The sequence below is a fragment of the Brachymonas moutaii (nom. illeg.) genome, assembly GCF_049977365.1.
Taxonomy (GTDB): domain Bacteria; phylum Pseudomonadota; class Gammaproteobacteria; order Burkholderiales; family Burkholderiaceae_C; genus Brachymonas.
The window spans coordinates 1-24,370 of the sequence record NZ_JBNGEN010000012.1; the positions used below are offsets into that span (position 1 = coordinate 1).

Annotated in this window: 24 protein-coding genes; 7 read left to right on the forward strand and 17 right to left on the reverse strand. The window is 65.2% G+C overall.

Annotation, left to right across the window (positions count from 1 at the left end):
• The 9 genes from ACP2WS_RS10695 to ACP2WS_RS10735 all read right to left on the reverse strand — a co-directional run.
• Positions 1 to 126: GTP-binding protein (locus ACP2WS_RS10695; RefSeq protein ID WP_230081277.1), on the reverse strand; the 126-nt coding region annotated here is incomplete at its 3' end.
• A gap of 152 nt (positions 127 to 278) precedes the next feature.
• Positions 279 to 2,381 carry an elongation factor G gene (gene fusA / locus ACP2WS_RS10700; RefSeq protein WP_374494009.1) on the reverse strand — a complete coding sequence of 701 codons (2,103 nt, stop codon included), beginning with the start codon at positions 2,379 to 2,381 and terminating at the stop codon, positions 279 to 281.
• A gap of 83 nt (positions 2,382 to 2,464) precedes the next feature.
• Positions 2,465 to 2,935 carry a 30S ribosomal protein S7 gene (gene rpsG / locus ACP2WS_RS10705; RefSeq protein ID WP_374494011.1) on the reverse strand — a complete coding sequence of 157 codons (471 nt, stop codon included), beginning with the start codon at positions 2,933 to 2,935 and terminating at the stop codon, positions 2,465 to 2,467.
• A 173-nt stretch (positions 2,936 to 3,108) separates the two neighbouring features.
• Positions 3,109 to 3,486, reverse strand: a complete 378-nt coding sequence (gene rpsL, locus ACP2WS_RS10710) for a 30S ribosomal protein S12 (protein WP_374494014.1) — start codon at positions 3,484 to 3,486, stop codon at positions 3,109 to 3,111.
• 252 nt (positions 3,487 to 3,738) lie between these two features.
• Positions 3,739 to 5,001: a D-alanyl-D-alanine carboxypeptidase family protein gene (locus ACP2WS_RS10715; RefSeq protein WP_426460776.1), complete on the reverse strand. Its 1,263-nt coding sequence runs from the start codon at positions 4,999 to 5,001 to the stop codon at positions 3,739 to 3,741.
• A gap of 166 nt (positions 5,002 to 5,167) precedes the next feature.
• Positions 5,168 to 5,821: an alpha/beta hydrolase gene (locus tag ACP2WS_RS10720; RefSeq protein WP_426460777.1), complete on the reverse strand. Its 654-nt coding sequence runs from the start codon at positions 5,819 to 5,821 to the stop codon at positions 5,168 to 5,170.
• 21 nt (positions 5,822 to 5,842) lie between these two features.
• A complete protein-coding gene (locus ACP2WS_RS10725; RefSeq protein WP_374494019.1) occupies positions 5,843 to 6,211 on the reverse strand; it encodes a (2Fe-2S) ferredoxin domain-containing protein in 369 nt (122 codons plus the stop codon).
• 79 nt (positions 6,212 to 6,290) lie between these two features.
• On the reverse strand, positions 6,291 to 7,460 hold the full coding sequence (locus ACP2WS_RS10730; RefSeq protein WP_426460778.1) for a VanZ family protein: 1,170 nt from the start codon (positions 7,458 to 7,460) through the stop codon (positions 6,291 to 6,293).
• A 26-nt stretch (positions 7,461 to 7,486) separates the two neighbouring features.
• Complete coding sequence (locus ACP2WS_RS10735; RefSeq protein WP_374494023.1) at positions 7,487 to 7,924, reverse strand: CopD family protein; 438 nt, start codon at positions 7,922 to 7,924, stop codon at positions 7,487 to 7,489.
• A 677-nt stretch (positions 7,925 to 8,601) separates the two neighbouring features.
• Here ACP2WS_RS10735 and pncB point away from each other — a divergent pair.
• On the forward strand, positions 8,602 to 9,810 hold the full coding sequence (gene pncB / locus ACP2WS_RS10740) for a nicotinate phosphoribosyltransferase (RefSeq protein WP_426460779.1): 1,209 nt from the start codon (positions 8,602 to 8,604) through the stop codon (positions 9,808 to 9,810).
• A gap of 76 nt (positions 9,811 to 9,886) precedes the next feature.
• On the opposite strand, the gene ACP2WS_RS10745 is transcribed toward pncB, so the two are convergent.
• Entirely contained in the window at positions 9,887 to 10,417 is a 531-nt protein-coding gene (locus ACP2WS_RS10745; RefSeq protein WP_426460780.1) for a MarR family winged helix-turn-helix transcriptional regulator, read from the reverse strand.
• Between the two features lie 66 nt (positions 10,418 to 10,483).
• Between ACP2WS_RS10745 and ACP2WS_RS10750 the strand changes: the two genes are divergently transcribed.
• Positions 10,484 to 11,347 (forward strand): EamA family transporter, encoded by an 864-nt coding sequence (locus tag ACP2WS_RS10750; RefSeq protein WP_374494029.1) that lies wholly within the window; start codon positions 10,484 to 10,486, stop codon positions 11,345 to 11,347.
• Between the two features lie 104 nt (positions 11,348 to 11,451).
• Here ACP2WS_RS10750 and gap read toward each other — a convergent pair whose 3' ends face one another.
• Together gap and tkt are read right to left on the reverse strand one after the other, a co-directional pair.
• Entirely contained in the window at positions 11,452 to 12,456 is a 1,005-nt protein-coding gene (gene gap / locus ACP2WS_RS10755; protein WP_426460781.1) for a type I glyceraldehyde-3-phosphate dehydrogenase, read from the reverse strand.
• Positions 12,457 to 12,505: 49 nt separating this feature from the next.
• Positions 12,506 to 14,557: a transketolase gene (gene tkt / locus ACP2WS_RS10760; RefSeq protein WP_426460782.1), complete on the reverse strand. Its 2,052-nt coding sequence runs from the start codon at positions 14,555 to 14,557 to the stop codon at positions 12,506 to 12,508.
• A 164-nt stretch (positions 14,558 to 14,721) separates the two neighbouring features.
• On the opposite strand from tkt, the gene ACP2WS_RS10765 reads away from it, so the two are divergent.
• From ACP2WS_RS10765 to ACP2WS_RS10785, 5 genes are all read left to right on the forward strand, one after another.
• Positions 14,722 to 15,036 (forward strand): putative signal transducing protein, encoded by a 315-nt coding sequence (locus tag ACP2WS_RS10765; protein ID WP_426460783.1) that lies wholly within the window; start codon positions 14,722 to 14,724, stop codon positions 15,034 to 15,036.
• Between the two features lie 108 nt (positions 15,037 to 15,144).
• Positions 15,145 to 15,879: a nucleotidyltransferase family protein gene (locus ACP2WS_RS10770; RefSeq protein ID WP_426460784.1), complete on the forward strand. Its 735-nt coding sequence runs from the start codon at positions 15,145 to 15,147 to the stop codon at positions 15,877 to 15,879.
• Between the two features lie 111 nt (positions 15,880 to 15,990).
• The gene (locus ACP2WS_RS10775) at positions 15,991 to 17,397 is read left to right on the forward strand and encodes an aminopeptidase P N-terminal domain-containing protein (protein ID WP_426460785.1); all 1,407 of its coding nucleotides are present in this window, start codon (positions 15,991 to 15,993) and stop codon (positions 17,395 to 17,397) included.
• A 26-nt stretch (positions 17,398 to 17,423) separates the two neighbouring features.
• A complete protein-coding gene (locus tag ACP2WS_RS10780) occupies positions 17,424 to 17,996 on the forward strand; it encodes an MOSC domain-containing protein (protein ID WP_426460786.1) in 573 nt (190 codons plus the stop codon).
• 12 nt (positions 17,997 to 18,008) lie between these two features.
• Positions 18,009 to 19,559, forward strand: coding sequence for a cryptochrome/photolyase family protein (locus ACP2WS_RS10785; protein ID WP_426460787.1), 1,551 nt, complete (start codon positions 18,009 to 18,011; stop codon positions 19,557 to 19,559).
• A gap of 75 nt (positions 19,560 to 19,634) precedes the next feature.
• Here the strand turns inward: ACP2WS_RS10785 and minE are convergent, their stop codons facing one another.
• The 5 genes from minE to ACP2WS_RS10810 all read right to left on the reverse strand — a co-directional run bounded on the left by minE (position 19,635) and on the right by ACP2WS_RS10810 (position 24,202).
• The gene (gene minE / locus ACP2WS_RS10790) at positions 19,635 to 19,898 is read right to left on the reverse strand and encodes a cell division topological specificity factor MinE (RefSeq protein ID WP_374494043.1); all 264 of its coding nucleotides are present in this window, start codon (positions 19,896 to 19,898) and stop codon (positions 19,635 to 19,637) included.
• A 3-nt stretch (positions 19,899 to 19,901) separates the two neighbouring features.
• Positions 19,902 to 20,717, reverse strand: coding sequence for a septum site-determining protein MinD (minD, locus tag ACP2WS_RS10795; RefSeq protein WP_374494046.1), 816 nt, complete (start codon positions 20,715 to 20,717; stop codon positions 19,902 to 19,904).
• Positions 20,718 to 20,791: 74 nt separating this feature from the next.
• Positions 20,792 to 21,592, reverse strand: coding sequence for a septum site-determining protein MinC (minC, locus tag ACP2WS_RS10800; RefSeq protein ID WP_426460788.1), 801 nt, complete (start codon positions 21,590 to 21,592; stop codon positions 20,792 to 20,794).
• 421 nt (positions 21,593 to 22,013) lie between these two features.
• Positions 22,014 to 23,321 carry a Tle-like phospholipase domain-containing protein gene (locus ACP2WS_RS10805; RefSeq protein WP_426460789.1) on the reverse strand — a complete coding sequence of 436 codons (1,308 nt, stop codon included), beginning with the start codon at positions 23,319 to 23,321 and terminating at the stop codon, positions 22,014 to 22,016.
• Positions 23,318 to 24,202 (reverse strand): hypothetical protein, encoded by an 885-nt coding sequence (locus ACP2WS_RS10810; protein WP_426460790.1) that lies wholly within the window; start codon positions 24,200 to 24,202, stop codon positions 23,318 to 23,320. The genes ACP2WS_RS10805 and ACP2WS_RS10810 overlap by 4 nt, the downstream gene beginning before the upstream one ends.
• Positions 24,203 to 24,370 lie beyond the last annotated feature (168 nt).

The following is a 24,370-nucleotide window of genomic DNA, read 5'->3' on the forward strand; positions in this document are numbered from 1 at the left end:
GCCGCCGAACTTGGCAGACAGCACGGTGGCAATGGCTGCGGTCAGGGTGGTTTTACCGTGGTCCACGTGACCGATGGTGCCGACGTTCACGTGCGGCTTGGTCCGTTCGAATTTTTCCTTGGCCATGATGGCTATCCTTTGAGAAAAAGAGCTGTGCCCGTGAGAGGTTTAATGTCTGCATCCCTGTCACGGTTCCGTCGCCACGGGCAGCGGCGGGTGCAGGGATCGCAGACGAAAAGAGAAGGCGCCATTCCAGCAGGAGCTGGAATGGCAGGAGATCACTTGGCGCGGGCCGCGATGATCGCCTCGGACACGTTCTTGGGTGCCTCGGAGTAGTGCTTGAATTCCATCGTGTAGGTGGCACGACCCTGGGTCATGGAACGCAGCGAGGTGGAGTAGCCGAACATTTCGGACAGCGGCACCTCGGCCTTGATGGACTTGCCACCGCCGACCATGTCATCCATGCCCTGCACCATGCCGCGCTTGGACGACAGGTCGCCCATGACGGTACCGGCATATTCCTCGGGCGTCTCGACTTCCACGGCCATCATCGGCTCGAGGATGACGGGGCCCGCCTTGCGGCAGCCTTCCTTGAAACCGAAGATGGCGGCCATCTTGAACGCCTGTTCGGACGAGTCCACGTCGTGGTACGAACCGAAGGTCAGGTGCACCTTGACGTCGACCACCGGGTAGCCAGCGAGCACGCCTGCGTTGAGGGCTTCCTCGACGCCCTTCTGGACGGCGGGGATGTACTCGCGCGGCACCACGCCACCCTTGATTTCGTCCAGGAACTCGAAGCCCTTGCCGGTTTCGTTGGGTTCGACGGTGAACACGACGTGACCGTACTGGCCCTTACCACCGGACTGACGCACGAACTTGCCTTCGACGTCGGTGACCTTCTTGCGGATGGTTTCGCGGTAAGCCACCTGGGGCTTGCCCACGTTGGCTTCGACGCCGAACTCGCGCTTCATGCGGTCCACGATGATTTCGAGGTGGAGCTCGCCCATGCCGGCGATGATGGTCTGGCCGGATTCCTCGTCGGTACGGACGCGGAAGGACGGATCCTCGGCAGCCAGACGGGACAGGGCGAGGCCCATCTTTTCCTGGTCGGCCTTGGTCTTGGGCTCGACGGCCTGTGCAATCACGGGCTCGGGGAACACCATGCGTTCGAGCACGATCGGGGCTGCGGGATCGCACAGGGTTTCACCGGTGGTGACTTCCTTGAGGCCCACGCAGGCTGCAATGTCGCCGGCCACGATCTCTTCGATCTCGGCGCGGTTGTTGGCGTGCATCTGCACGATACGTCCGATGCGTTCCTTCTTGTCCTTCACGGAGTTGAGCACGGTGTCACCCTTGCTCAGAATGCCGGAATAGACGCGCACGAAGGTGAGCTGGCCGACGAAGGGGTCGGTCATGAGCTTGAATGCGAGCGCAGAGAACTTCTCGTGGTCGTCGGCCTTGCGGGAGGCAGGCTGCTCGTCCTCGTCCGTACCCTGAACCGGAGGAATGTCCACCGGAGAGGGCAGGAAGTCGATCACTGCGTCGAGCATGCGCTGCACGCCCTTGTTCTTGAAGGCGGTACCGCACAGCATCGGCTGGATTTCGGTGGCGATGGTGCGCAGGCGCAGGCCCTGCTTGATCTCGTCCTCGGTGAGGCCGCCCTCTTCGAGGTACTTGTTCATCAGCTCTTCGCTGGCTTCAGCGGCAGCCTCGACCATCTTCTCGCGCCATTCGTTGGCGGAGTCGACCAGTTCGGCGGGGATGTCGGTGTAGTCGAACTTCATGCCCTGGCTGGCCTCGTCCCAGATGATGGCTTTCATCTTGATGAGGTCGACCACGCCCTTGAAGTTGTCTTCGGCACCGATGGGGATCACGATCGGCACGGGATGAGCCAGCAGGCGGGTCTTCATCTGGTCATAGACCTTGAAGAAGTTGGCGCCGGTGCGGTCCATCTTGTTCACGAAGGCAAGGCGGGGCACCTTGTACTTGTTGGCCTGACGCCAGACGGTTTCGGACTGGGGCTGCACGCCACCCACGGCACAGTACACCATGCAGGCGCCGTCAAGCACGCGCATGGAACGTTCCACTTCGATGGTGAAGTCCACGTGCCCGGGGGTGTCGATGATGTTGAAGCGGTGCTCGGGGTAGTTGAGCTCCATGCCCTTCCAGAAGCAGGTGGTGGCCGCGGAAGTGATGGTGATGCCGCGTTCCTGTTCCTGCTCCATCCAGTCCATGGTGGCGGCGCCTTCGTGCACTTCACCGATCTTGTGGTTCACACCGGTGTAGAACAGAATCCGCTCGGTCGTGGTGGTCTTGCCGGCGTCGATGTGCGCCGAGATACCAATGTTGCGGTAACGCTCAATGGGGGTCTTGCGAGCCATGATTTCTCTTTCAGTTAAAAGGCCGAACGCCCGCCAGGGCCGTGGAACAGCTCAGCGGGCGAAGATCCGGCACTGGGGCAGACTCAGAAACGGAAGTGGCTGAATGCCTTGTTGGCTTCGGCCATGCGGTGCACTTCGTCACGCTTCTTCATGGCACCGCCACGGCCTTCGACGGCCTCCAGCATTTCGTTGGCCAGGCGCTGAGCCATGGACTTTTCGCTGCGCTTGCGGGCAGCTTCCTTGATCCAGCGCATGGACAGGGCCAGACGACGCACGGGACGCACTTCGACCGGAACCTGGTAGTTGGCGCCACCCACGCGGCGGGACTTGACCTCGACCATGGGCTTGACGTTGTTGATGGCGGTGGTGAACAGCTCCAGCGCTTCCTTGCCGGACTTCTTCTCCATCTGTTCGAGGGCACCGTAGATGATGCGCTCGGCCACAGCTTTCTTGCCGCCTTCCATGATCACGTTCATGAATTTGGACAGCTCGACGCTGCCGAACTTGGGATCCGGCAGGATTTCACGTTTAGGGACTTCACGACGACGTGGCATTTTGAAAACCTCTTTGCTTCAGTTGGCACCATTTCAGGTACCGCGAGATGCCATGTGGAGCACCCCACTTACTCGACCCATGCGCGGACAAAAGAAAAAAGCGCACTTGCGGGTCACTACGCTTGCACCAGCCTGCCCGGCCAGCGAAGCACCGACGAAGACCGATGCGGAGATCAGGCCTTCTTGGGGCGCTTGGCGCCGTACTTGGAACGGGACTGCTTGCGATCCTTGACGCCTTGCAGGTCGAGCGAACCACGGACGATGTGGTAGCGCACACCAGGCAAATCCTTCACACGGCCGCCACGCACGAGCACCACGCTGTGCTCCTGCAGGTTGTGGCCTTCGCCGCCGATGTAGGAGATGACTTCGAAGCCGTTGGTCAGACGAACCTTGGCCACCTTACGCATGGCGGAGTTCGGCTTCTTGGGGGTGGTGGTGTACACACGGGTGCACACACCGCGGCGCTGCGGGCAGTTTTCCATCGCAGGGCTCTTGGATTTGATGGTCTCGACCGTGCGCCCCTGACGCACGAGCTGATTGATGGTGGGCACGAAGGCCTCCTTCTGAACGGTGTAATTCCCTAAACGTGAATGAATTACGGGTTGAAGAAACGTGATGTCACTGCGAAGAGCCAAAGGCAACCCCTCGGACGCAATCCGCAGAGCCGGAGAGGATAGCATGCCCCCCTGCAAACCGCAAGCCGTGGCCGGAGTGCAGGAGGTCCTGCGGGCGTGAGGCTGTGGCGTGCGCGCGAAAAAAAGGCGACCCGAAGGCCGCCATGGTAGGCACGGATGCGCCCGTCGTCAGGTGGATTTCTTGCCGGAGCCATGGAAGAGCAGCAGCAGGCTGTCCCAGAGCCGACGGAAGAAGCCGGCCTGCGGATCGTCCTGCAGGGCCTGGAGCGGCAGGGTGGAGAGGGTCTGCCCGCCGAGCTGCACGCGCAGGGTGCCGACTTGCTGGTCGCGGACGATGGGAGCAATGAGGGGATCGGTGCGCTCGACCTGGGTGGTGAGTTCACGCGCCTTGCCGGCGGGGACGGCCACAGTGATGGGCTGATGACGGCCCAGCCCCACCTCGCTGTGCGCCCCCTTCCAGACCCGGGCCTGTGCCACAGGCTGGTCGGCCCCGAAGAGCTGCACGCCGTCATAGGCGGTATAGCCCCAGTTGAGCAGCTTCTGGGTTTCGTTGGCACGCGCATTTTCGCTGGCCGTACCGAAGACCACGGCCAGCAGGCGGCGCCCCTGCGGCAGGTTGGGGAAGGCACGGCGCGCCGTGGCCACGAGGTTGTAGCCGGCTGCGTCGGTGTGGCCGGTCTTGAGGCCGTCGACGGTGGGATCGCGGAACAGGAGCAGGTTGCGGTTGTTCTGGTTGGATTCGGGGGTGCCGGGGTAGTGCCACTGCTTGATGGCGTAGTACTTGATGTATTCGGGGAAGTCGGCCATGAGCCGGGTGGCGAGCAGCGCCATGTCACGCGCGGTGGTGATGTGCCCGGGTTCGGTGAGGCCCTCGGGGTTGCGGTAGCCGGTGTGGGTCATGCCCAGGGTGCGGGCGGTGTCGTTCATCTTCTGCACGAAACCCTGCTCGCTGCCGGCAAGGCCTTCGGCGAGGGCCATGGTGGCGTCGTTGCCGGATTGCACGATCATGCCCCTGATGAGGTCTTCGACGCGCACCTGCATCTTGGGGGTGATGAACATGCGGGAGCCAGGCATTTTCCAGGCCTTTTCGCTCACGCCGAAGGTCTGGTCGAGCGTGATGCGGTGCTGCTTGAGGGCATCGAACACCACATACGCCGTCATGAGCTTGGTGAGGGAGGCGGGCTCCATGGGGGTATCCATGTCCTTGGCGGCGAGCACCTGGTTGCCTGCACTCACGTCGAGGAGCAGATAGGCACGGGCAGCCACATCGGGAGGCACGGGGAAACCGGGCAGCACAGGCGCCACGGCCGCGGGCGCTGCCACAGGGGCGGGGGGCGGGGCCTTTTTGGCCAGGGCCAGGCCGCCGAAGGTCAGGGCCAGGGTGGCCGTCACGAGGACGAAACGGCTGCGCAGGGAAGAAAGTACAGGCATGGGCAAAACGGAAAAATGCGCGAAGACGCTCGGGGAACACGACGGAAGTGGACCTACTGTACCCCATGACGCCCCACGCACCGGGACGGGAAGCGGCAGCGACTTTGTATCGAATGGTGAAATGTCGGGCCCTGTTCCCCGAAGGGCGCAGGGCGCTGCGCGAACCTCAGCCCCAGGCAACGGGCGCAAGAAGATGGCGCATGACGAGCTGCTTGAGCACGGGCAGCTGGCCGTGAAAGAAGTGACCGACACCGGGCACGACAGTGACGGGGAGAGTCTGGGGGCGGGCCCAGTCCATGACATCGGCAAGGGGCACCACGTCGTCCACCTCGCCATGAATGACACAGGTGCGCGCATGCAGCGCCGCAGGCACCGGGATCACCTCGAAGCGGCTGACGGCCGTGCCCACGAGCACGAGGCGCTCCGGTTCGCGCGGAACCGCCTGCGCCAGAAGTCGCTGCAGGGCCTGGCTGGTGACGAAAGCGCCAAAGGAAAAACCGGCCAGCGCCAGAGGCCCCGCAGGCGCCATCTGGGCTATGACGTGGAGCAGATCCTCGACTTCTCCCCGGCCTTCGTCGTAGCTGCCCGCGCTCTGGCCCACGCCACGGAAGTTGTAGCGCACCGCCATCCAGCCGGCCTGGACGAAGGCCCGCGCCAGGGTCTGCACGACCTTGTTGTCCATGGTGCCGCCGAAGAGCGGGTGGGGATGGGACAGGATGGCGACTCCGCGCGCAGGTGCCGTGCCTGCGGGCCGGTCGCATGCAGCCTGGATCGCGCCTGCGGGGCCCTGCAGGGTCCAGGATTCGGTCTGGGCGTTCATGCGGAGGCAGAGGGAATCGGATCAACGACCAGCGGTGGGAGGCACCAGCAGGCGCTCGACGACCTGGCCATTCTTGAGGTGGGATTCGACGATCTCGTCGATGTCCTCCTGGTCGACATAGGTGTACCAGACGGCCTCGGGGTAGACCACGGCCACGGGGCCAGCGGAGCAGCGGTCGAGGCAGCCTGCCTTGTTCACGCGCACCTTGCCGGGACCGGCCAGACCCTTCTGCTGAACCTGCTGCTTGCAGTAAGCAAAGGAAGCCTCGGCATTGTGGTCGGCACAGCAGGCCTCGCCGTTGTCGCGGCGATTGATGCAGAAGAAGATATGGCGCTGGAAATAGGATGCAGGCGCCTGCCCGGAAGGAGAGGAAGGGGTGTCGGTATGCATGGGGGCATTGTGTCACAAGCCCCGGGGAAACACGCCTCGCCCACCCCGCCGTGCACAGGCAGCGGCAGCCGAAGGCGCTCTAGAAGCGTTCCCGCGTGTCCCAGCCTGCCAGCAGCACCACCAGATAGAGCAGAACGGCATACGGCCAGAGCCAGCCCAGCCATTGGGTGAGCCCGAAAAAGCGCAGCAGATAGGCCGTTGTCAGACCGTCGGCCACGCCATCGACGTAATAGGCGGACACGGCTGCCTCGTTGAGGGGCTGCAGCATCACCAGCTGGGCCACGAGGGCGATCACCCAGCAGGCACGCCGTGGCAGCCAGAGGCACGCCAGGGCCAGCATGCCCGCTGCTCCCACTCCCTGCCGCACGGGGCCCCACAGCCAGTTCCATGTGAAGTCTGCCCCGTAGGACACGCCTGCGGACAGGGCCAGCGCCCCGCATCCGGCCGCGAGCACCAGGGCCGCCGCCAGCAGCCTGCGCCAGCGCGATCTCATGACTCCATAGGCCAGCAGACAGGGTACGAACAGGGCAAGGGCCACCACCAGCAGCTCGACCTGCGGCAGCATGGGCTGGCGCTCGATGGCACGCAGCGGCAGCCACTCGATCCAGGGCGTGCCCTGCAGCCATTGGGCCAGCTGGTGCTCGGCGCGCTCCATGACCTGTCCGAGACCGAAGGGGATGGGGGTGGGATACAGCAGCGCTGCCGGCCACAGCACCAGCAGCACCAGCGACCCGCGCGCGTCGGCCGAAAACCACCGCGCCCGGAACTGGCTCCAGCGCCCCAGGAGTCCCGCCCGCTCCAGCAGCACCGACAGCAGGGCACCGACCAGGGTCCCTGCGGTATTGAGCAGCCAGTCGAGATTGGACGCTACCCGCCCGGGCAGCCATACCTGCAGCGTTTCCATGGACAGGGACAGCACGCTGCCGGCCAGCCAGGCCAGCAGCAGCGCCCAGTGCCGCCCCAGCCGCTGTGCATCCCGCTGCATGCCGAGGGTCATGAGGAACCCGAACGGCACATAGCCCACGAGGTTGGTCACCACGTCGAACCCGGTCCAGTACCGCGAGAAAGGCGCGGTCATGAATCCCCACCAGGGCATGCCGGTGCTGCGCCAGCCCGAAAAGGGAAACAGCGAGGCATAGACGATCAGCAGTGCCCAGCTCCCCGCCAGCGGCCAGGCCGAGCTCGGCACGCTGCGGTGCCCCCCTGCGAAAAGGGACGGCGGCGACGGCTGTGCAGAAGACGCGTCCATGCCAGATCCCCAGACAGACGCCCTGCTCAGAAGGGCTTGACCACGACCAGAATGCAGACGGCCGTGAGCACCAGCACGGGCAGCTCGTTGTACCAGCGGTACCAGACATGGCTTCGGGTATTGCGCCCGGCGTCCCAACGCTGCAGAAGCCTTGCACAGCTGGCGTGGTAGGCCAGGATGACGAGCACCAGCGTGAGCTTGGCATGCATCCAGCCGTTGTGCGGACCGGTGAGCCCAATGCCATAGCCCAGCCAGAGCACCAGCCCCAGCCCGACCGCCGGCACCATCAGCATGTGCGTGAAGCGCATGAGCTTGTGCGCCATGAGCAGAAGGCGTGCGCGCTCGGCATCGGACCCGGGAGGCACCATGGCAAGGTTGACGTAGATGCGCGGCAGATAGAACAGCCCGGCAAACCAGCTGGCCACGAACACGATGTGAAAGGCCTTGACCCAGAGATAGCCCATGATGCGAATGCTCCCGAAAGCGATGCGGCGCGACCTGCCCGCGCCGTGCAGGCAGCGCTCCCGAATCAGCGGCGGGAGCGCACGTGAAAGAATGCCCCTGCCGGCCATGCCAGCCCCTCGGCCTGAGGGTACATGCTGCATGAGAAGCGGCAGATGCCTCAGCGATTGCACCACGAAACCAGCCACCCCGGCCCCGTTGGGGGAAAAAGTTGCCCTGCACACTGGCTCTGCACACGTTGCGCGGAAGCCGGAGCAATCTGGGAGAGTCGGACAAGAGGCAGGACAAAAAAATGCCCCGGAACGGAGTTCTGGGGCAAAAAGTCATTTTGCCAATGGATGAATCAGCAAAATCCCGCCCAGGGAGGAAGGCGGGGAGCGCGATGCTCGGGAGTCACTTTATCAAAATTGGCGACTTCCAATGCATCTTTTGCTTCTGCATAGATTTGTTGCAATACGTTGCAACTTAGGGGGTAACCAGTGCGGTGGCAATCCGAAAAGGGAATGATTTCTCCGTATGGAGGATCTGCCCTGCCGGACGGGGCGTCACGGTGGCATGGAGGGAGATGCCCCTGGCCGGTGAGGTCGTGCAGGACGTGGCATAGTAGGCCCGATCGGAACCCGCTGCGGTGAGGTTTCCGGCCTGTTTCGGCCTTTTTCGGCATGGATTTCTCACTCCCATGATCATCGACAGCCTTCTCGACACCGATCTCTACAAGTTCACCATGATGCAGGCGGTGCTGCACCAGTTTCCGGCGGCCCACGTCGAGTACAAGTTCAAGTGCCGGACTCCGGGCGTGCAGCTGGCGCCGCACATCGAGGAAATCCGAGAGGAGATCCGCCATCTGTGCACGCTGCGCTTCACCGAGGACGAACTGGCCTACATGGCAGGGCTGCGCTTCATCAAGAGCGACTTCGTGGATTTTCTGCGGCTCTTCCAGCTCAATGCACGCTCGGTCACGCTGACTGCGATGGACAACGGGGAGCTCGACATCCGGGTGCGCGGGCCCTGGCTGCACACCATTCTGTTCGAGATTCCGATACTGGCCATCGTGAGCGAGGTGTACTTCCGCCACCTGGCTCCCGGGCTGGGCTGGGACGAGGGGCGTCGCCGGCTCGATGCCAAGCTCGCGCTGCTGCAGGCGCCGGGGCTGGAGGATCTGCACCTGGCCGATTACGGCACGCGCCGCCGCTTCTCGCGCGACTGGCAGCGGGAACTGCTCACGCGCGTGGCGGACCGCATCGGCCGCGGCCCGGCTGCGCAGTTCACCGGCACGAGCAACGTGCTGTTTGCCAAGGAGCTCGACCTCAAGCCCATGGGCACCATGGCGCACGAATATCTGCAGGCCTGTCAGGCGCTGGGGCCGCGCCTGCGCGACACGCAGGTCTTTGCCTTCGAGAAGTGGGCCCAGGAGTACCGGGGGGATCTGGGGATTGCGCTGTCGGATGTGTACGGCATGAACGCCTTCCTGCGGGACTTCGACATGTACTTCTGCAAGCTGTTCGATGGGGCACGGCACGACAGCGGAGACCCCTTCACCTGGGGTGAGCGCATGATCGCGCACTACGCCGCCAACCGCTGCGATCCGCAGGACAAGCTGCTGATCTTCAGCGACGGGCTGACGATTCCGCGCTGCATCGAGATTTTCGAGCGCTTTCACGGCCGCTGCCAGGTGGCCTTTGGGGTGGGCACCAACCTGACGAACGATGTCGGGCCGGAACCGCTGCAGATCGTGCTGAAGATGACGCGCTGCAACGGGCAGGCCGTGGCCAAGATTTCGGACACGCCCGGCAAGGGCATGTGCGAGGACGCGGGCTACCTGACCTATCTGCGCAAGGTCTTCGAGATTCCCGAGCCAGCCGCGACTCCTGACGACGGCACCGCCTGAGCCAGAGCACCGCAGGACACGGTGCAGGCACTGTCCGGGGGGACCGCTCCCGCCCTGTGTGGGCATGCGGGCGCGCTCACTCTGCCGGAGGTACCGGCGACTCCAGCGTGCGCAGCAGCATGGACAGCGCGTCATCGAGCTCGGACAGCGCCTGCGCAGGCAGACAGGCCAGCAGCTGCCGCTCATTGTCCACATGCGCCTCTACCGCGCGGTCGATCAGGGCCTGCCCTGCGGCGGTGAGCTGCACCAGCATGCTGCGGGCGTCCTGCGCGTTCGGAATGCGCTCGATCCATCCCTGCATCTCCAGCCGCCGGAGCCTGTGGGTCATGGTGCCGGAAGTCACCATCAGGGTCGAAAACAGCTGGGTCGGACTCAGGCAATAGGGGGTTCCTGCCCGCCGCAGGGCAGCCAGCATGTCGAACTCCCACAGCCGCAGACCGAAGGCGGCCAGCCCGGCTTCGAGGCGCGGCTCCAGCAAGGCTGCACAGCGCTTGAGACGGCCCAGAGGACCCATGGGCGCAGCATCCAGGGAGGGACGCTCGCGTTGCCACTGCTGGAGGATGGCATCGACGGCGTCGGGTGCCCGGACGGTAGAAGGATCGGACATATATCTTGACTTCAAGCTAATTGAACGGCATGCTGGCTTCCATTATCTTCAATTCAAGAAAAAACCATGCCTTCTCCCTGCTCCACGCTCCGCTGGCGCGATGTCCTGCTCACGGCTGCAGCCCCTGCCATCTGGGGCTCCACCTACATCGTCACTACGGAACTGCTCCCTCCCGGCAGGCCCCTGACGGCCGCCCTGCTCCGTACCCTGCCCGCAGGGGTGCTGCTGCTTCTGTATGCCCGCGTCGTCCCGCAGCGCAGGGACTGGTGGCGAATCGCGGTGCTGAGCGCACTCAACATCGGTTTTTTCCAGGCGCTGCTGTTCGTGGCGGCCTATCGGTTGCCCGGAGGGCTGGCTGCCGTGCTGGGGTCCGTGCAGCCGCTGCTGGTCATGGGGCTGACCTGGGCCGTCGATGGACGTGCGCCCCGCCGCATCACGCTCGCGGCGGCAGGCGCGGGGGTGGGCGGCATGGCGCTTCTGCTGCTTTCCCCGCAGACTGTGCCCGACCCCATCGGCATCATCGCCGCCCTGCTGGGGGCCATCAGCATGGCGACAGGCATGTGGCTCACGCGGCGCTGGCAGGTGGCCCTGCCCATCGGTGCGCTGACTGGCTGGCAGCTCCTGCTGGGCGGCGCCATGCTGATGCCGGCAGTCCGGCTGTGGGAAGCTCCGCTGCCAGCCGACATGTCTCCTTTGCAGTGGTCGGCCTATGCCTATCTGAGTCTGGTCGGCGCGCTGCTGGCGTATGGGCTCTGGTTTCGGGGCATCACCCGGCTGCCCACGGTGGCCGTGGCGTCCCTGGGGCTGCTGAGTCCGCTGACCGCCGTGGTGCTGGGGTGGGCGCTGCTGGCGCAGTCGGTCTCGGGAATGGCGCTGTGCGGGCTGCTGGCGGTGCTGGGCAGTGTCTGGATCGTCCAGCGAACCACCTGAGTCGTCCCCGGCACACCATCCCCTGACGGAAACGGCCCTGTGCAGGGCTTGCACAGGGCCGTGGAGGCTGCCCCGAAGGGCAGCGAGGGCACGTCGCGGTGCGCTTACTTGGCGCTCACGACCTTGGTCATTTCGAGGCACTTGTTGGAGTAACCCCATTCGTTGTCGTACCAGCTCACGACCTTGAGGAAGGTGCTGTCGAGCGCGATGCCGGCATCGGCGTCGAAGATGCTGGTGCGGGCATCGCCACGGAAATCGGTGGCCACGACCTTCTCGTCGGTATAGCCCAGGATGCCCTTGAAGGCGCCTTCGCTCTGGGCCTTCATTTCGGCACAGACTTCGGCGTAGGTGGCGGGCTTGTCGAGTTCGACGGTGAGGTCGACCACGGACACGTCAGACGTGGGCACGCGGAAGCTCATGCCGGTGAGCTTGCCCTTGAGGGCCGGCAGCACCACGCCCACGGCCTTGGCAGCGCCGGTGGACGAGGGAATGATGTTCTCCAGGATGCCGCGGCCGCCGCGCCAGTCCTTGTTGGAGGGGCCGTCCACGGTCTTCTGGGTGGCGGTGGCAGCGTGCACGGTGGTCATCAGGCCGCGCTTGATGCCCCACTTGTCGTTGAGGATCTTGGCCACGGGAGACAGGCAGTTGGTGGTGCAGCTGGCGTTGCTGATGATGTCCTGGCCGGCATATTCGGCGGAATTGACGCCGAAGACGAACATGGGGGTGTCGTCCTTGCTGGGAGCGGACATGATGACCTTGCGGGCGCCGGCGGCCAGATGCTTCTGGGCGGTTTCCTTGGTCAGGAACAGGCCGGTGGACTCGATGACCACGTCCACGTCGAGCTCGCCCCACTTGAGGTTGGCCGGATCGCGCTCGGCGGTCAGGCGGATGGCCTTGCCGTTGACGACGAGGTTGCCGCCTTCGACCTTGACATCACCGCTGAAGCGGCCATGGACGCTGTCGTACTTGAGCATGTAGGCCAGGTAATCCGGCTCGAGCAGATCGTTGATGCCGACGATCTGGATGTCGTCGCCGAAGTTTTCCACTGCAGCGCGGAACACGCAGCGACCGATGCGGCCGAAGCCGTTGATGCCTACCTTGATTGCCATTTGTTTTCTCCTGGAGGGATGGAAGAGGAAGAACCGGGGAAACAGAAACTCATGCCTGGGTCAGCACGGACCGGACGGTCTCGGCGACATGCTCGGGCGTGAAGCCGAAATGCGTGAACAGGGCCGCCGCAGGAGCGGACTCGCCATAGGTGTCGATGCCGACGATGGCAGCGCAGCCGTACTTCCACCAGAAGGCGGTGACGCCCATTTCGACGGCCACGCGCGGCAGGCCGGCGGGCAGTACGGATGCCCGATAGGCGGCGTCCTGGCGGTCGAAGGTGGTGGTGCTGGGCATGCTGACGACACGCACGGCCACGCCCTGTTCGGCCAGCAGTGCCTGCGCCTTGAGGGCGAGCTGCACTTCGCTGCCGGTGGCGATGAGCACGGCCTGGGGTGCCTGCCCGTCGATCGGCTCGGCCAGCACGTAGCCGCCCTTGCGGATGACGGACAGATCCTGCCTGGCTGCGTAGGGCAGGCCCTGGCGGCTGAGCAGGAGGGCTGTGGGATGGGCACTGCTCTCGATGGCGCTGGTCCAGGCCACGGTGGTCTCGGCCCCGTCACAGGGACGCCATACGTCCAGGTTGGGGATGAGGCGCAGGCTTGCAGCGTGCTCGATGCTCTGGTGGGTGGGGCCGTCCTCGCCCAGGCCGATGCTGTCGTGGGTGAAGACGTGCACCACGCGCTGCTTCATGAGCGCGGCCATGCGGATGGCGTTGCGCGAGTAGTCGCTGAACGTGAGGAAGGTGCCGCCGTAGGGAATGTAGCCCCCGTGCAGGGTCACGCCGTTCATGATGGCGGCCATGCCGAATTCGCGCACTCCATAGTTGATGTGGAAGCGGGCAGCGGGCGATGCATCGCCCTGGGCCGGCTCGGCAAGCACCACCTGGCCCTGCGCATCGACGCGCAGCGGCTGGGTGTGCGAGGTGTTGGTGAGGTTGGAGCCGGTGAGGTCGGCGCTGCCGCCGAGCAGCTCGGGCAGTGCGGCGGTAAAGGCTTCGAGCGCGATCTGGCTGGCCTTGCGGCTGGCCACGGTCTCGGCCTTCTGGTCGGCCGCGTGCAGGGCGTCGAGGGCAGTCTGGGCAAATCCGGCAGGCAGCTCCCCGCGCATGCGCCGCGTGAACTCGGCAGCGAGCTGCGGATACTGCGCGGCATAGGCGGCAAAGGCGGCATCCCAGGCCGCTTCGGCCTTCTGGCCGGCCTGGCGGGCATCCCAGGCGGCATAGATGGCTGCCGGAATCTCGAACGGGGCGTGGTGCCAGTCCAGCGCATCGCGCACGAGGGCGATTTCGGCGGCACCGAGCGGCTCGCCGTGGGCCTTGGCCGTGTCGGCACGGTTGGGGCTGCCCTTGCCGATGTGGGTGCGGCAGATGACGAGCGTGGGCTTGTCCTGGCTGGTCTTGGCCTGTTCGATGGCGGCGGAGACGGCCTCGGCGTCATGGCCGTCGACCGGGCCGATGACGTTCCACTGGTAGGCGCGGAAGCGGCCGGCCGTGTCGTCGGCAAACCAGGGCTGCACCTTGCCGTCGATGCTGATGCCGTTGTCGTCGTAGAGCGCGATGAGCTTGTTGAGCTTCCAGGCACCGGCCAGGCTGCAGGCTTCGTGGCTAATGCCTTCCATCAGGCAGCCATCGCCCAGGAACACGTAGGTGTGATGGTCGACGATGGCATGGCCGGGACGGTTGAACTCGGCCGCCAGCAGCTTCTCGGCCAGCGCCATGCCCACGGCATTGGTGACGCCCTGCCCCAGCGGGCCGGTAGTGGTCTCGATGCCGGGGGTCACGCCCACTTCGGGGTGGCCCGGGGTCTTGCTGCCGAGCTGGCGGAACTTCCGCAGCTCCTCGATCGGCAGGTCGTAGCCGGTCAGGTGCAGCAGCGCATAGATGAGCATGGAGGCATGCCCGTTGGAGAGCACGAAGCGGTCGCGGTTGTGCCAGTGGGGATGGGTGGGGTTGTGACGCAGATGACGCGCCCACAGTGCCACGGCCATGTCGGCCATGCCCATGGGAGCGCCCGGGTGGCCGGAATTGGCCTGCTGCACGGCGTCCATGGCAAGGGCGCGGATGGCGTTGGCCATGGTGGTGGCCGATACGGTAGAAGTCATGGGCGGGACTCTGGAGGGGGAGGGGAAGGACGCAAAGGCTGCTATTTTAGCTGCCTGCCAATTGTTTGTGCAGTGCGGCAGCCGCAGGGGAGCGCCCTACAATGGCTCAGCCCTGCCGGCTGGCGGCGGTGGTGTGCGCTGTTGCTGTCCGAGGAGGTGTTTCCATGCAGATCCTTCACGAGGCGTCCGACATGCTGCAGGCCCATCTGCTGGCCGACCTGCTCCAGCGGGCCGGTGTGCCTGCCCATGTGCAGGGCGACTATCTGCAGGGAGCCGTGGGCCTGCTGCCCGTGAGCGGGCTGGTGCAGGTGGTGACGCAGGACGATGCCCCTTCCGTGCGGGCCCTGGCCCGCGAGGTGATCGCGCAATGGGAGGCGCAGGCCTTCCGCCTGACCGAGGAGGGTGACGACTGCGACGCCGATGCCCTCCCCGTCCCGACACCGGGAGCAGGCCGGCAGACCGGCACACCTCCTGAGTGAGGCCGCCTTTCCGATGGATGGCCTTTCCGGGTCCTGTTCATTTCCCTCTGTTTTCGTCAACCGATGCCTGACGCCGATTCCTGCACCTCCTCTTCCCGTTCCGCAGCCATGCTGCTGGCTGCCGGCCGCGGCAAGCGCATGCGCCCGCTCACCGACCACACGCCCAAGCCCCTGCTGCACGTGCAGGGCCGCCCGCTGCTCGAATGGCCGCTGGCAGCCCTGGCGCGACAGGGCTGCACCGAGGTGCTCATCAATACCGGCTGGCTCGGAGCGCAGATTCCTGCCCGGCTGGGCCGGCAGTGGCGGGCAGATGCCACCCTGCCTGTCACCACCCTGCACTACTCGGAAGAAGAAGCCGACTTCGGCCATGCGCTGGAGACCGCTGGCGGCATCGTGCGCGCCCTGCCGCGGCTGCAGGACATCTTCTGGCTGGCCGCTGGGGATGTGTATGCCCCGGACTTCGTGTTCGACCGCGCCGCCATGGCCCGATTTGCCGCCAGCGACGCGCTGGCGCATCTGTGGCTCGTGCCCAATCCGCCACACCATCCCGAAGGCGATTTCGCCCTGGCCTCCGATGGCCGGCTGCACGCCACCCCCCGCCCCGACAGCCCCCTGCCCCGGTATACCTACAGCACCATCGGCCTGTTCCGCGCCGCCCTGTTCACCGCTCCGTACTGCACGCTGCCCCCCGGCAACCCGCAGGGCACCGAGGCTCCTCTGGCCCCTGTCCTGCGCGCCGCCATGGCCGACGGCCGCATCACGGGCGAGCTCCACACGGGCCGCTGGACCGATGTGGGCACCCCGGAACGGCTGGCCGCGCTCAATGCGCAGGTGTGCGGCTGATCCTCTGTGTTTCCTCTCCTGAGTCTCATGCCATGCAGGGCGCCCGTTCTGGGGATGCTCGCATTTCCCCGCCTGCCGTGGTCTGATTCCCATTTCCGATAAGGTTGCCCCATGACCTCCTCTCTCCCCCTCCTCTATGCTGCGCGCCGCGAACGGCTGGCGGCCGCCCTGGGTCCACGTGCCGTGGCCGTCGTGCCCACGGCACCCGAGCAGACCCGCAACCGCGACGGCGAATTTCCCTATCGCCACGACAGCTACTTCTACTACCTCACCGGATTCACCGAGCCTGGAGCAACGCTGGTAGTGCGCACCGATGCGGCCGGAGGCGTGCACAGCACGCTGTTCTGTCGCGCCAAGGATGAAGCACGCGAGATCTGGACCGGCTACCGCCTCGGCCCGGCGGCGGCACCTGCCGCGCTGGGTGTGGAAGCGGCCCTGCCGGCCGATGCGCTCGACAGCGAGCTGCCCACCCTGCTCGACGGGGCCGAGGTGGTGGCCTACCCGTTCGCCACCCATGCGGGGCTGGAATCACAGGTGGCAGGGTGGCTCGATGCGCTGCGCGCCCGGGTGCGCCAGGGAGCTGTGGTGCCTGTGCGCCTGCAGGATGCCTGTGCCGTGCTCGACGAGATGCGCCTCGTCAAGGACACGCACGAGCTCGCCATCATGCGCCGGGCTGCCGCCATCAGCGCCGGGGCCCATGTGCGCACCATGCAGCGCTGTGCCACCCTGCTGCGCCGGGGCGAGGATGTGCGCGAGTACACGCTCGATGCCGAGCTGGCCCACGAATTCCGCCGCCATGGATCGCAGTTCCCGGCATACACCAGCATCGTCGCCGCCGGCTCCAATGCCTGCGTGCTGCACTATGCGGCAGGCAGCACCCCGGTCCGCGCGGGCGAGCTGGTGCTCATCGATGCCGGCTGCGAGCTCGACGGCTATGCCAGCGACATCACCCGCACCTTTCCGGCCGACGGCCGCTTCACCGGTCCGCAGCGGGCGGTGTACGACCTGGTGCTGGCCTCGCAGCAGGCGGCCGTGGCCGCCATTCGGCCCGGAGCCCGCTTCGACGATGCCCACGAGGCCACGGTGGCCGTCCTTGCGCAGGGCCTGCTCGACCTGAAGCTGCTCGACGCCAACCGCGTGGGCACCGCCCAGGACGTGATCGCCACACGCGCCTACCAGCGCTTCTACATGCACCGCACCGGCCACTGGCTCGGCATGGATGTGCACGACTGCGGCAGCTACGTGGAACCCTCCGAGGCGGACCGCGTGCAGGTACGCACCGATCCGCTCACGGGCCATACCGTGCGCGAACGCCCCAGCCGCATCCTGCAGCCCGGCATGGTCACCACGGTGGAGCCCGGGCTCTACATCCGTCCCGGCGACGATGTGCCCGAGGCCTACTGGCACATCGGCATCCGCATCGAGGACGATGCCGTGGTCACCCCCGCGGGCTGCGAACTCATCACACGCGACGTGCCGGTCGATGCCGATGCCATCGAGGCACTCATGCGCGGCTGATGCTTCATTCCCTGGAGATCCCCTGAATGATCACCCTCCTGAGCGTCAACACGGCCCCGGTCGGCCGCCTGCACATCCAGGGGCGCAGCGTGGCCAGCGCCATCGGCAAACAGCCACGCACCGGCCGCGTGGCCGTGCATGCCCTGGGGCTGGCCCACGACGAGCAGGCTGACCCCCAGTGGCACGGCGGACTGCGCAAGGCCGTCTATGCCTATCCCCACGCGCACTATGCGTGGTGGCAGGCACAGCGCCATGCCCATGCCGTGGACCTGTTCGACCAGCCACTGCCTCCGGGCTTCATGGGCGAGAACCTCACCCTGGACGGCCTGCTGGAAGCAGACGTGTACGTGGGCGACACCCTGCACTTTCCCGACTGCAGCCTGCGCGTGACCGAACCCCGCCAGCCCTGCTTCAAGTTCGTGCACATCATGGGCTATGCCCAGGCGGCACGCGACATGGTGACACAGGGCTGCTGCGGCTGGTATCTGGAAGTGGTCCGGCCCGGCAGCATCGAGGCAGGTGCATCCGCCACCCTTGTGCCCGGCCCCCGACAAACCCCCATTACCCAGCTGCTGCGCCGCCGACGCAGCGACGACTGAAGCCCCCACCCCATGTTCGCTGCACGCTCCCCCCTGCCGCCCTCCGCGCCCCCTGCCTCCGCCGCAGATGCCGCTGTGCTGGACACGGGCCTCGTCTGGTTCCGGCGTGACCTGCGCGCAGAGGACCACTCCGCCCTGTCCCACGCACTGCAGCAGTGTCGCCAGGTGCATGCCGTGTTCGTGTTCGACCCTGCCCTGCTCGACCCCCTGCCGCGCCGGGACCGCCGCGTCGAATTCATCGTCGAGAGCCTGCGCCAGCTCGATGCCGCGCTGCGCGACCTGGCCCTCGCCACCGGATCGGCTGCCGGCTCCGCGGCCGGGCTCATCGTGCTGCAGGGCGACCCCACGGTGCAGGTGCCCGCCCTCGCGCAGCAGCTGGGAGCGCAGGCGGTCTATGCCAATGAGGACTACGAACCCGCCACCCGTGCCCGCGATGCAGCCGTGCAGCAGGCACTGGCCGCCGAGGGCATCACGCTGCGACTCCACCAGGATCACGTGCTTACCGCACCGGACGAGCTGCGCACCGGCACGCGCATGCCCTACACCGTCTTCACGCCCTACTACCGCAAGTGGCTCACGCGGCTCGATGCCCGGCATCTGGCGGTCCGCCCGGTAGCCCCCCATGCCGCAGCCCTGGCCGCCCGGCCTGCTGTCCATGCGCGGGCGGTGCCGACGCTTGCGGACATCGGTTTCGAGCCCACCGACCTGTCGCAACTCCCGCTGCCCGCAGGCGTGCAGGGGGCACAGACGATGTGGCAGGACTTTCTGGCCCGCATGGCGCACTACGACACCTGGCGGGACTTTCCGGCCCGGCGGGGGCCCAGCTATCTGGGGGTGCATCTGCGCTTTGGCACACTCTCGATCCGCGAAGTCGCCCGCGCCGCCTGGGCTCTGCAGCAGCAGGGACAGGCCGGAGCCACCAAGTGGCTTGCCGAGCTATGCTGGCGCGACTTCTACAGCCAGGTACTGTGGCACCACCCCGAAGTGGTCGACCAGGCGCTGCGCCCACGCATGCGGGCCCTGCGCTGGGAAGACGGCGCTACGGGCGATGCGCGGTTTGCCGCCTGGTGCGAGGCCCGTACCGGCATTCCCATCGTGGATGCCGCCATGCGCCAGCTCCATGCCAGCGGCTACATGCACAACCGCCTGCGCATGATCGCGGGGAGTTTTCTGGTCAAGCACCTGGGCGTGGACTGGCGGCGCGGTGAAGCCCACTTTGCCCTGCACCTCAACGATTTCGACCTCGCCAGCAACAACGGCGGCTGGCAATGGGTCGCCGGCACCGGCTGCGACGCCCAGCCCTGGTTCCGCATCTTCAATCCCGTCAGCCAGAGCCGACGCTTCGACCCGGAAGGCGCCTTCATCCGCCGCTACGTGCCCGAACTGGCCGCCCTGCCTCCCGATGCGCTGCACGCCCCGTGGCTGGCACAGCCTGCCACGCTGGCGGCTGCAGGCATCCGGCTGGGCCACGACTATCCGCTGCCCGTGATCGATCTGGACACCGGCCGGCGCGCCGCCCTGGCCCGGCTCGATGCCCTGCCTGACGGGGACAGCTCTCCGTAATCCTCTGCCGCATCTGCGTCGTCCGCGCAGTGACGGCAGGCAGCGCCGGACAGGCGGGTGCCGCGCAATGCGGCCTCAGCGGGACTCGGGCAGCTCGATCTTGACCTCCAGCACCTCGAGGTTGTCCTGACGGTCGAGCTGAACCTTGAGATCGTCGGGGCTGATCTGCACGTACTTGGAGATCACCGCCACCAGCTCGCGCTGCAGGGCCGGGAGGTAATCGGGCTGGGCGGCACTGCGCCCGCTGCGCTCGTGGGCGAGAATGATCTGCAAGCGTTCCTTGGCAACGCTGGCCGTCTTCTTTTTCTCGCCGAGCAGGAAGGAAAGCAGGGATGCCATGGCTTACTTGCCTCCAAAAAGACGCTTGAAGAAGCCGGGCTTCTCGGCATCGACGAAGCGCATGGGACGTTCCTCGCCCAGAAAGCGATCCACCACGTCGCTGTAGGCCTCGGCCACCGCCGTGCCCTTGGCATGGATCACGGGAATGCCCTGATTGGACTGCTGCAGCACCACTTCCGACTCGGGAATCACCCCGATGAGCGGAATGCGCAGAATGTCCTGAATGTCCTCCAGCGAAAGCATGTGTCCGTCGGCCACGCGGTTGGGGTTGTAGCGCGTGATGAGCAGATGCTCCCGGACCGGCTCGGCGCCTTCGAGGGCGCGGCGGGTCTTGCTGCTGAGCATGCCCAGAATGCGGTCGGAGTCGCGCACGCTGGAGACTTCGGGGTTGGTCACCACCAGGGCCTCGTCGGCAAAGTGCATGGCCATGAGCGCCCCGGTCTCGATGCCGGCGGGCGAATCGCACACGATGTACTCGAATCCCATGCCGTCGAGATCCTTGAGCACCTGGCCCACCCCCTCCTGCGTGAGGGCATCCTTGTCACGCGTCTGGCTGGCAGCCAGCACGTAGAGGTTGTCGCACTGCTTGTCCTTGATGAGCGCCTGGTTGAGGTTCGCCTCTCCGTGGATGACGTTGATGAGGTCATACACCACGCGGCGCTCGCATCCCATGATGAGGTCGAGGTTGCGCAGGCCGACGTCAAAGTCGATCACGACGGTCTTGTGCCCGCGCAGGGCGAGTCCAGTGGCGAAACTGGCACTGGTGGTGGTCTTGCCCACGCCTCCCTTGCCGGAGGTCACGACGACGATCTTGGCCATGATGTGCTGGGGTCCTGTGTATTGGGGTTGCTGAAGAAAGGAGAAAACGCCTGGGGCCATCCGGTGGGTGGCCCTCAGGCGAGGGGTTCGATGAGCAGCTTCTCGCCGTCGAGCCGCACCTGGGCTGGCTTGCCGGTCAGGTCATTGGGCAGGTCGTTCTCGGACGTGCGGTAGATGCCCGCAATGGAAACGAGCTGGGGTTCGAGACAGGTCGAGAAGATGCGGGCAGAGGTATTGCCCCGCGCACCGGCAATGGCACGGCCGCGCAGGGGTGCATAGACGTGGATGTTGCCGTCGGCGATCACCTCGGCCCCGAAGCTCACCATGTCCATGACCACCAGATCCGCGCCGCGCGCATAGACCTGCTGGCCCGAGCGCAGCGGCTTGTCGATGACCACCGTGGGAGCGCCTCCGGCTGCCGGGGGCTGCACCTCATGGCGCACCTCGACCGCCGGAACAGCCTGCGCCGCACGGGACTTGCGCTCGCGGCGCGGGGGTCTGTCGGTGCCGGAAGCAGGAGCGGCAGCCGGGCGGGCCGGGAGTTCGTCGGGCACGGGCGCCAGACCCGCCGCCTGGGCGGCCTGCATCTGGGCAGAAGACCCCCCGCGCACAGCCACGGGCAGGGTGCCATGGGCACGCAGCAGCGCCACCAGGCGGGCAAAATCGGGCACCCCCTCTTCCGCCCTGACCTGGTCGAGGTCGATGAGCAGGGCATCCTGATCGAAGAAGCCGCGATCCTCGTCGAGACGGGCAGACAGATCCGCCTCGATGGCCGACATGTCGGTGGTCTTGAGCACCAGCGCCACCACGGTGAGAAAGGCGCTCTTGAATTCGAGGCTTGCGCCCTGGGCTTGCGCCGCCGTTTCGTCTGTCATGTCTGGAAGCGGAAAGGACAGGCCCGGCGTGATCGGAACCACGCGGACCCGGGTTCCACGAAAAAATATATGTTCAGGTTCAAAGTGTACCTGTGCGGCACGGAATGCAGGCCGTTCGCAGCCCGTGGGCAAGGCCCCTCCGGCACCGTTCGGGGCATTGTGCAACTGTTTCTTACAAAAATGTCATACAAAAGTGCCTTCATGCGGGTTTTCGATGCGCTTCGCTGACCCTTTCGCACAACAGCTCCCTGCCCCCGGAACCGGCCCCCTGTGCGGCGCACGCCCTGGCCCCCAGGCATCCGGCCCTTCGCGGTGCAGCCATGACCTCCGCATGGAGCAGCGCATGTCTCGGGTACACATCCGCCGCCGTGCGGCGCTTCCAGACCAGCCGCCACGCCTCGCACGCACACAAGGAGGATGTTCAGGAAAAAACCGGACCATTGGCCATGTGCCCCTGACCCTGCACCGGTTCCTGCATGTGGCGAGCAGCCTGAAAGCCCTGTCCCAGCGCCAGACTCTCGGCTACGGGTGTCTGCACGGCCACTGCCACATCCACCGTGGTGCTGCTGGTGTAGGGATTGCGCGCCGCCTTCGCAGGATCGTCTGCCACAAAGAAAGCCTGTCCCTTGCCCGGATGCACGTAGCACTCCAGCTCCGTGAGCCCCGCCACATCAAGCCCCATGCGCTGGGACTGAGCCAGAGAAGCCGCCGCAATGCGCGTGCGCTCCAGCTCGCTGTAGCCCCCCAGAGTCGGCTCTTGCTGCACACGGTCGTGGAAGGCCGCGATCTTCGGGTTGCCGTGCTGCACCAACAGGGCCGCTTCCGACAGGAGCCGGTCCCGACCGGGGCCTGCCTGTGCCAGCAGCTCGGTGTCTGCACCCATTTCCGCCTGGGCCAGCAGGCGCCCGATGGTGCCGCGGTGCAGGGTCACGTCATGGCGATAGTGCGCAATCATTTCCGCATGGTCATGTGCCCGCTGCAGATTCTGTGCATTGAGGACGGAGGCATGTGGCCTGCCCTGCTCGTCATGGGTGAGAAAGTTGGCAATCCCATGATCCACCTGAGTCAGTGGAAGGGCTGTCTGCCATCCTGCGGTATACAGGGACTGGTTGCTGCGTGTCCGATAGCCGGCCTGCTGCATCGTGGCCACGTCATTTTCGGTGGCGTAGATGCGCACCTGCCCATAGTGCGGGCTGGCCGCGCTGACGGCATCCCCTGCCAGCACATGGTTGATGACTGCGGTACCCCCTTCGGGAATATGCAGGTCCAGACCTGCTGCCCCGTAGGGGTTGAAGGTTTCGCCGTGCAGCTTGAACTTGTGCGCCGTGATTTCTGCCAGCGTGCCGCCCAGGGAGTGGCCGGTCACGGTGATGGGGGGATGTTTCCTATCTTTTTCGGACAAAGCTACAGCATGCTGCGTCAGCCGAATCGCATCGTCGACCTGCTGATTGTGGTGATGCCGCACCATATCGGCATCGGTGATGGCATCCTGGATGTCCTTCTTGGGAGATTCGGTGCCCCGGTGGGCCACCACGATCTCGCCCGTATCCTTTCTCTGGTAAATGGTGCCCTGATAGCCCGTGCGGGGATTGTTTGCATGCTCAAGAATTTTGTAGGCTACCCCCTTGTAAGTCACTTCTTCCTCATGATTGGGGGGGCGAACACCTACCTTTATATCGTCATAGGCATGGAAAGAAAGCTCGGCATATTGATCTGTAGAGATGCTCATGACCGCACCTCGCGAGCGGTAGCAGTGATGGTGAAGAGGTTGTCACGATCTTCAGGGCTGTATTGGTCAATGTGCAAGGCCCCGCCATCAGGAAATGTACTCAACGGACCTAGATCCTTGAGACGTGGATAATTTCCTTTCCAGTAATACCTTTTTACAGGCTGGCCACTTACCAATTCTTTCGCATCAATACTCCCATTGAAACCAGTATCCTTCTCGGCCCCAGTAGCGCTCAAACTGAAGCTGACCGCCACAAAATCCCATTCACACGGAGGCTTCCCAGTCCAATAGGACTCATCGACCAAGGGGTCCGTTGCAAAGTATCCACGATACTGGGTATCGGATATTTTTTCAAGGGGAAATTCCACAAATGCGCTTGGTATGGATGCCGCTCCTATCGGGAATCCATGAACCAGAGCACAGGCAGAACTCTTGGCGGTCATACTGATGGAAGCATAAGAACCATTGAAAGCGCCGGGTGCCTCATCTGTCTGAATAATGAGCTCATACACATGTCTGGGATGGGGGTTGCGGTGCGCATAGACGGGTCCATCGCCCTTGAACGCAATCACAGGAACATCGGCGGACGCCGCAGCCATTTTGGTCATAGGATTTTGCATATGGCACGCAGAAAGAGAGAAGGTGGTAAGAAGAGCCGCAATTTCGAGCGCGATGCGTCGAAGCGGAGGATGGCTGTGCAGCCATGACAGGGAAAGGGGCTCCCGGTCGGCTGCGCGGGGAGCGCTGGCATGGTCAAGGATTTTGGAAGTTATTCCATTGAACGTCACTTGATCTTCTTTATCCTGTAGATAAATGCCTACCAGAATATCCTTGCAAGAATGATCTGAAAGCTCGACATATTGATCTGTAGAGATGCTCATGACCGCACCTCGCGGGCGGTAGCTGTGATGGTGAAGATGTTGTCACGATCTTCGGGGCTGTATTGCTCAATGTGCAAGGCCCCCCCATCAGGAAATGTACTCAACGGACCTAGATCCTTGAGACGTGGATAATTTCCTTTCCAGTAATATCTTTTCACAGGCCTACCA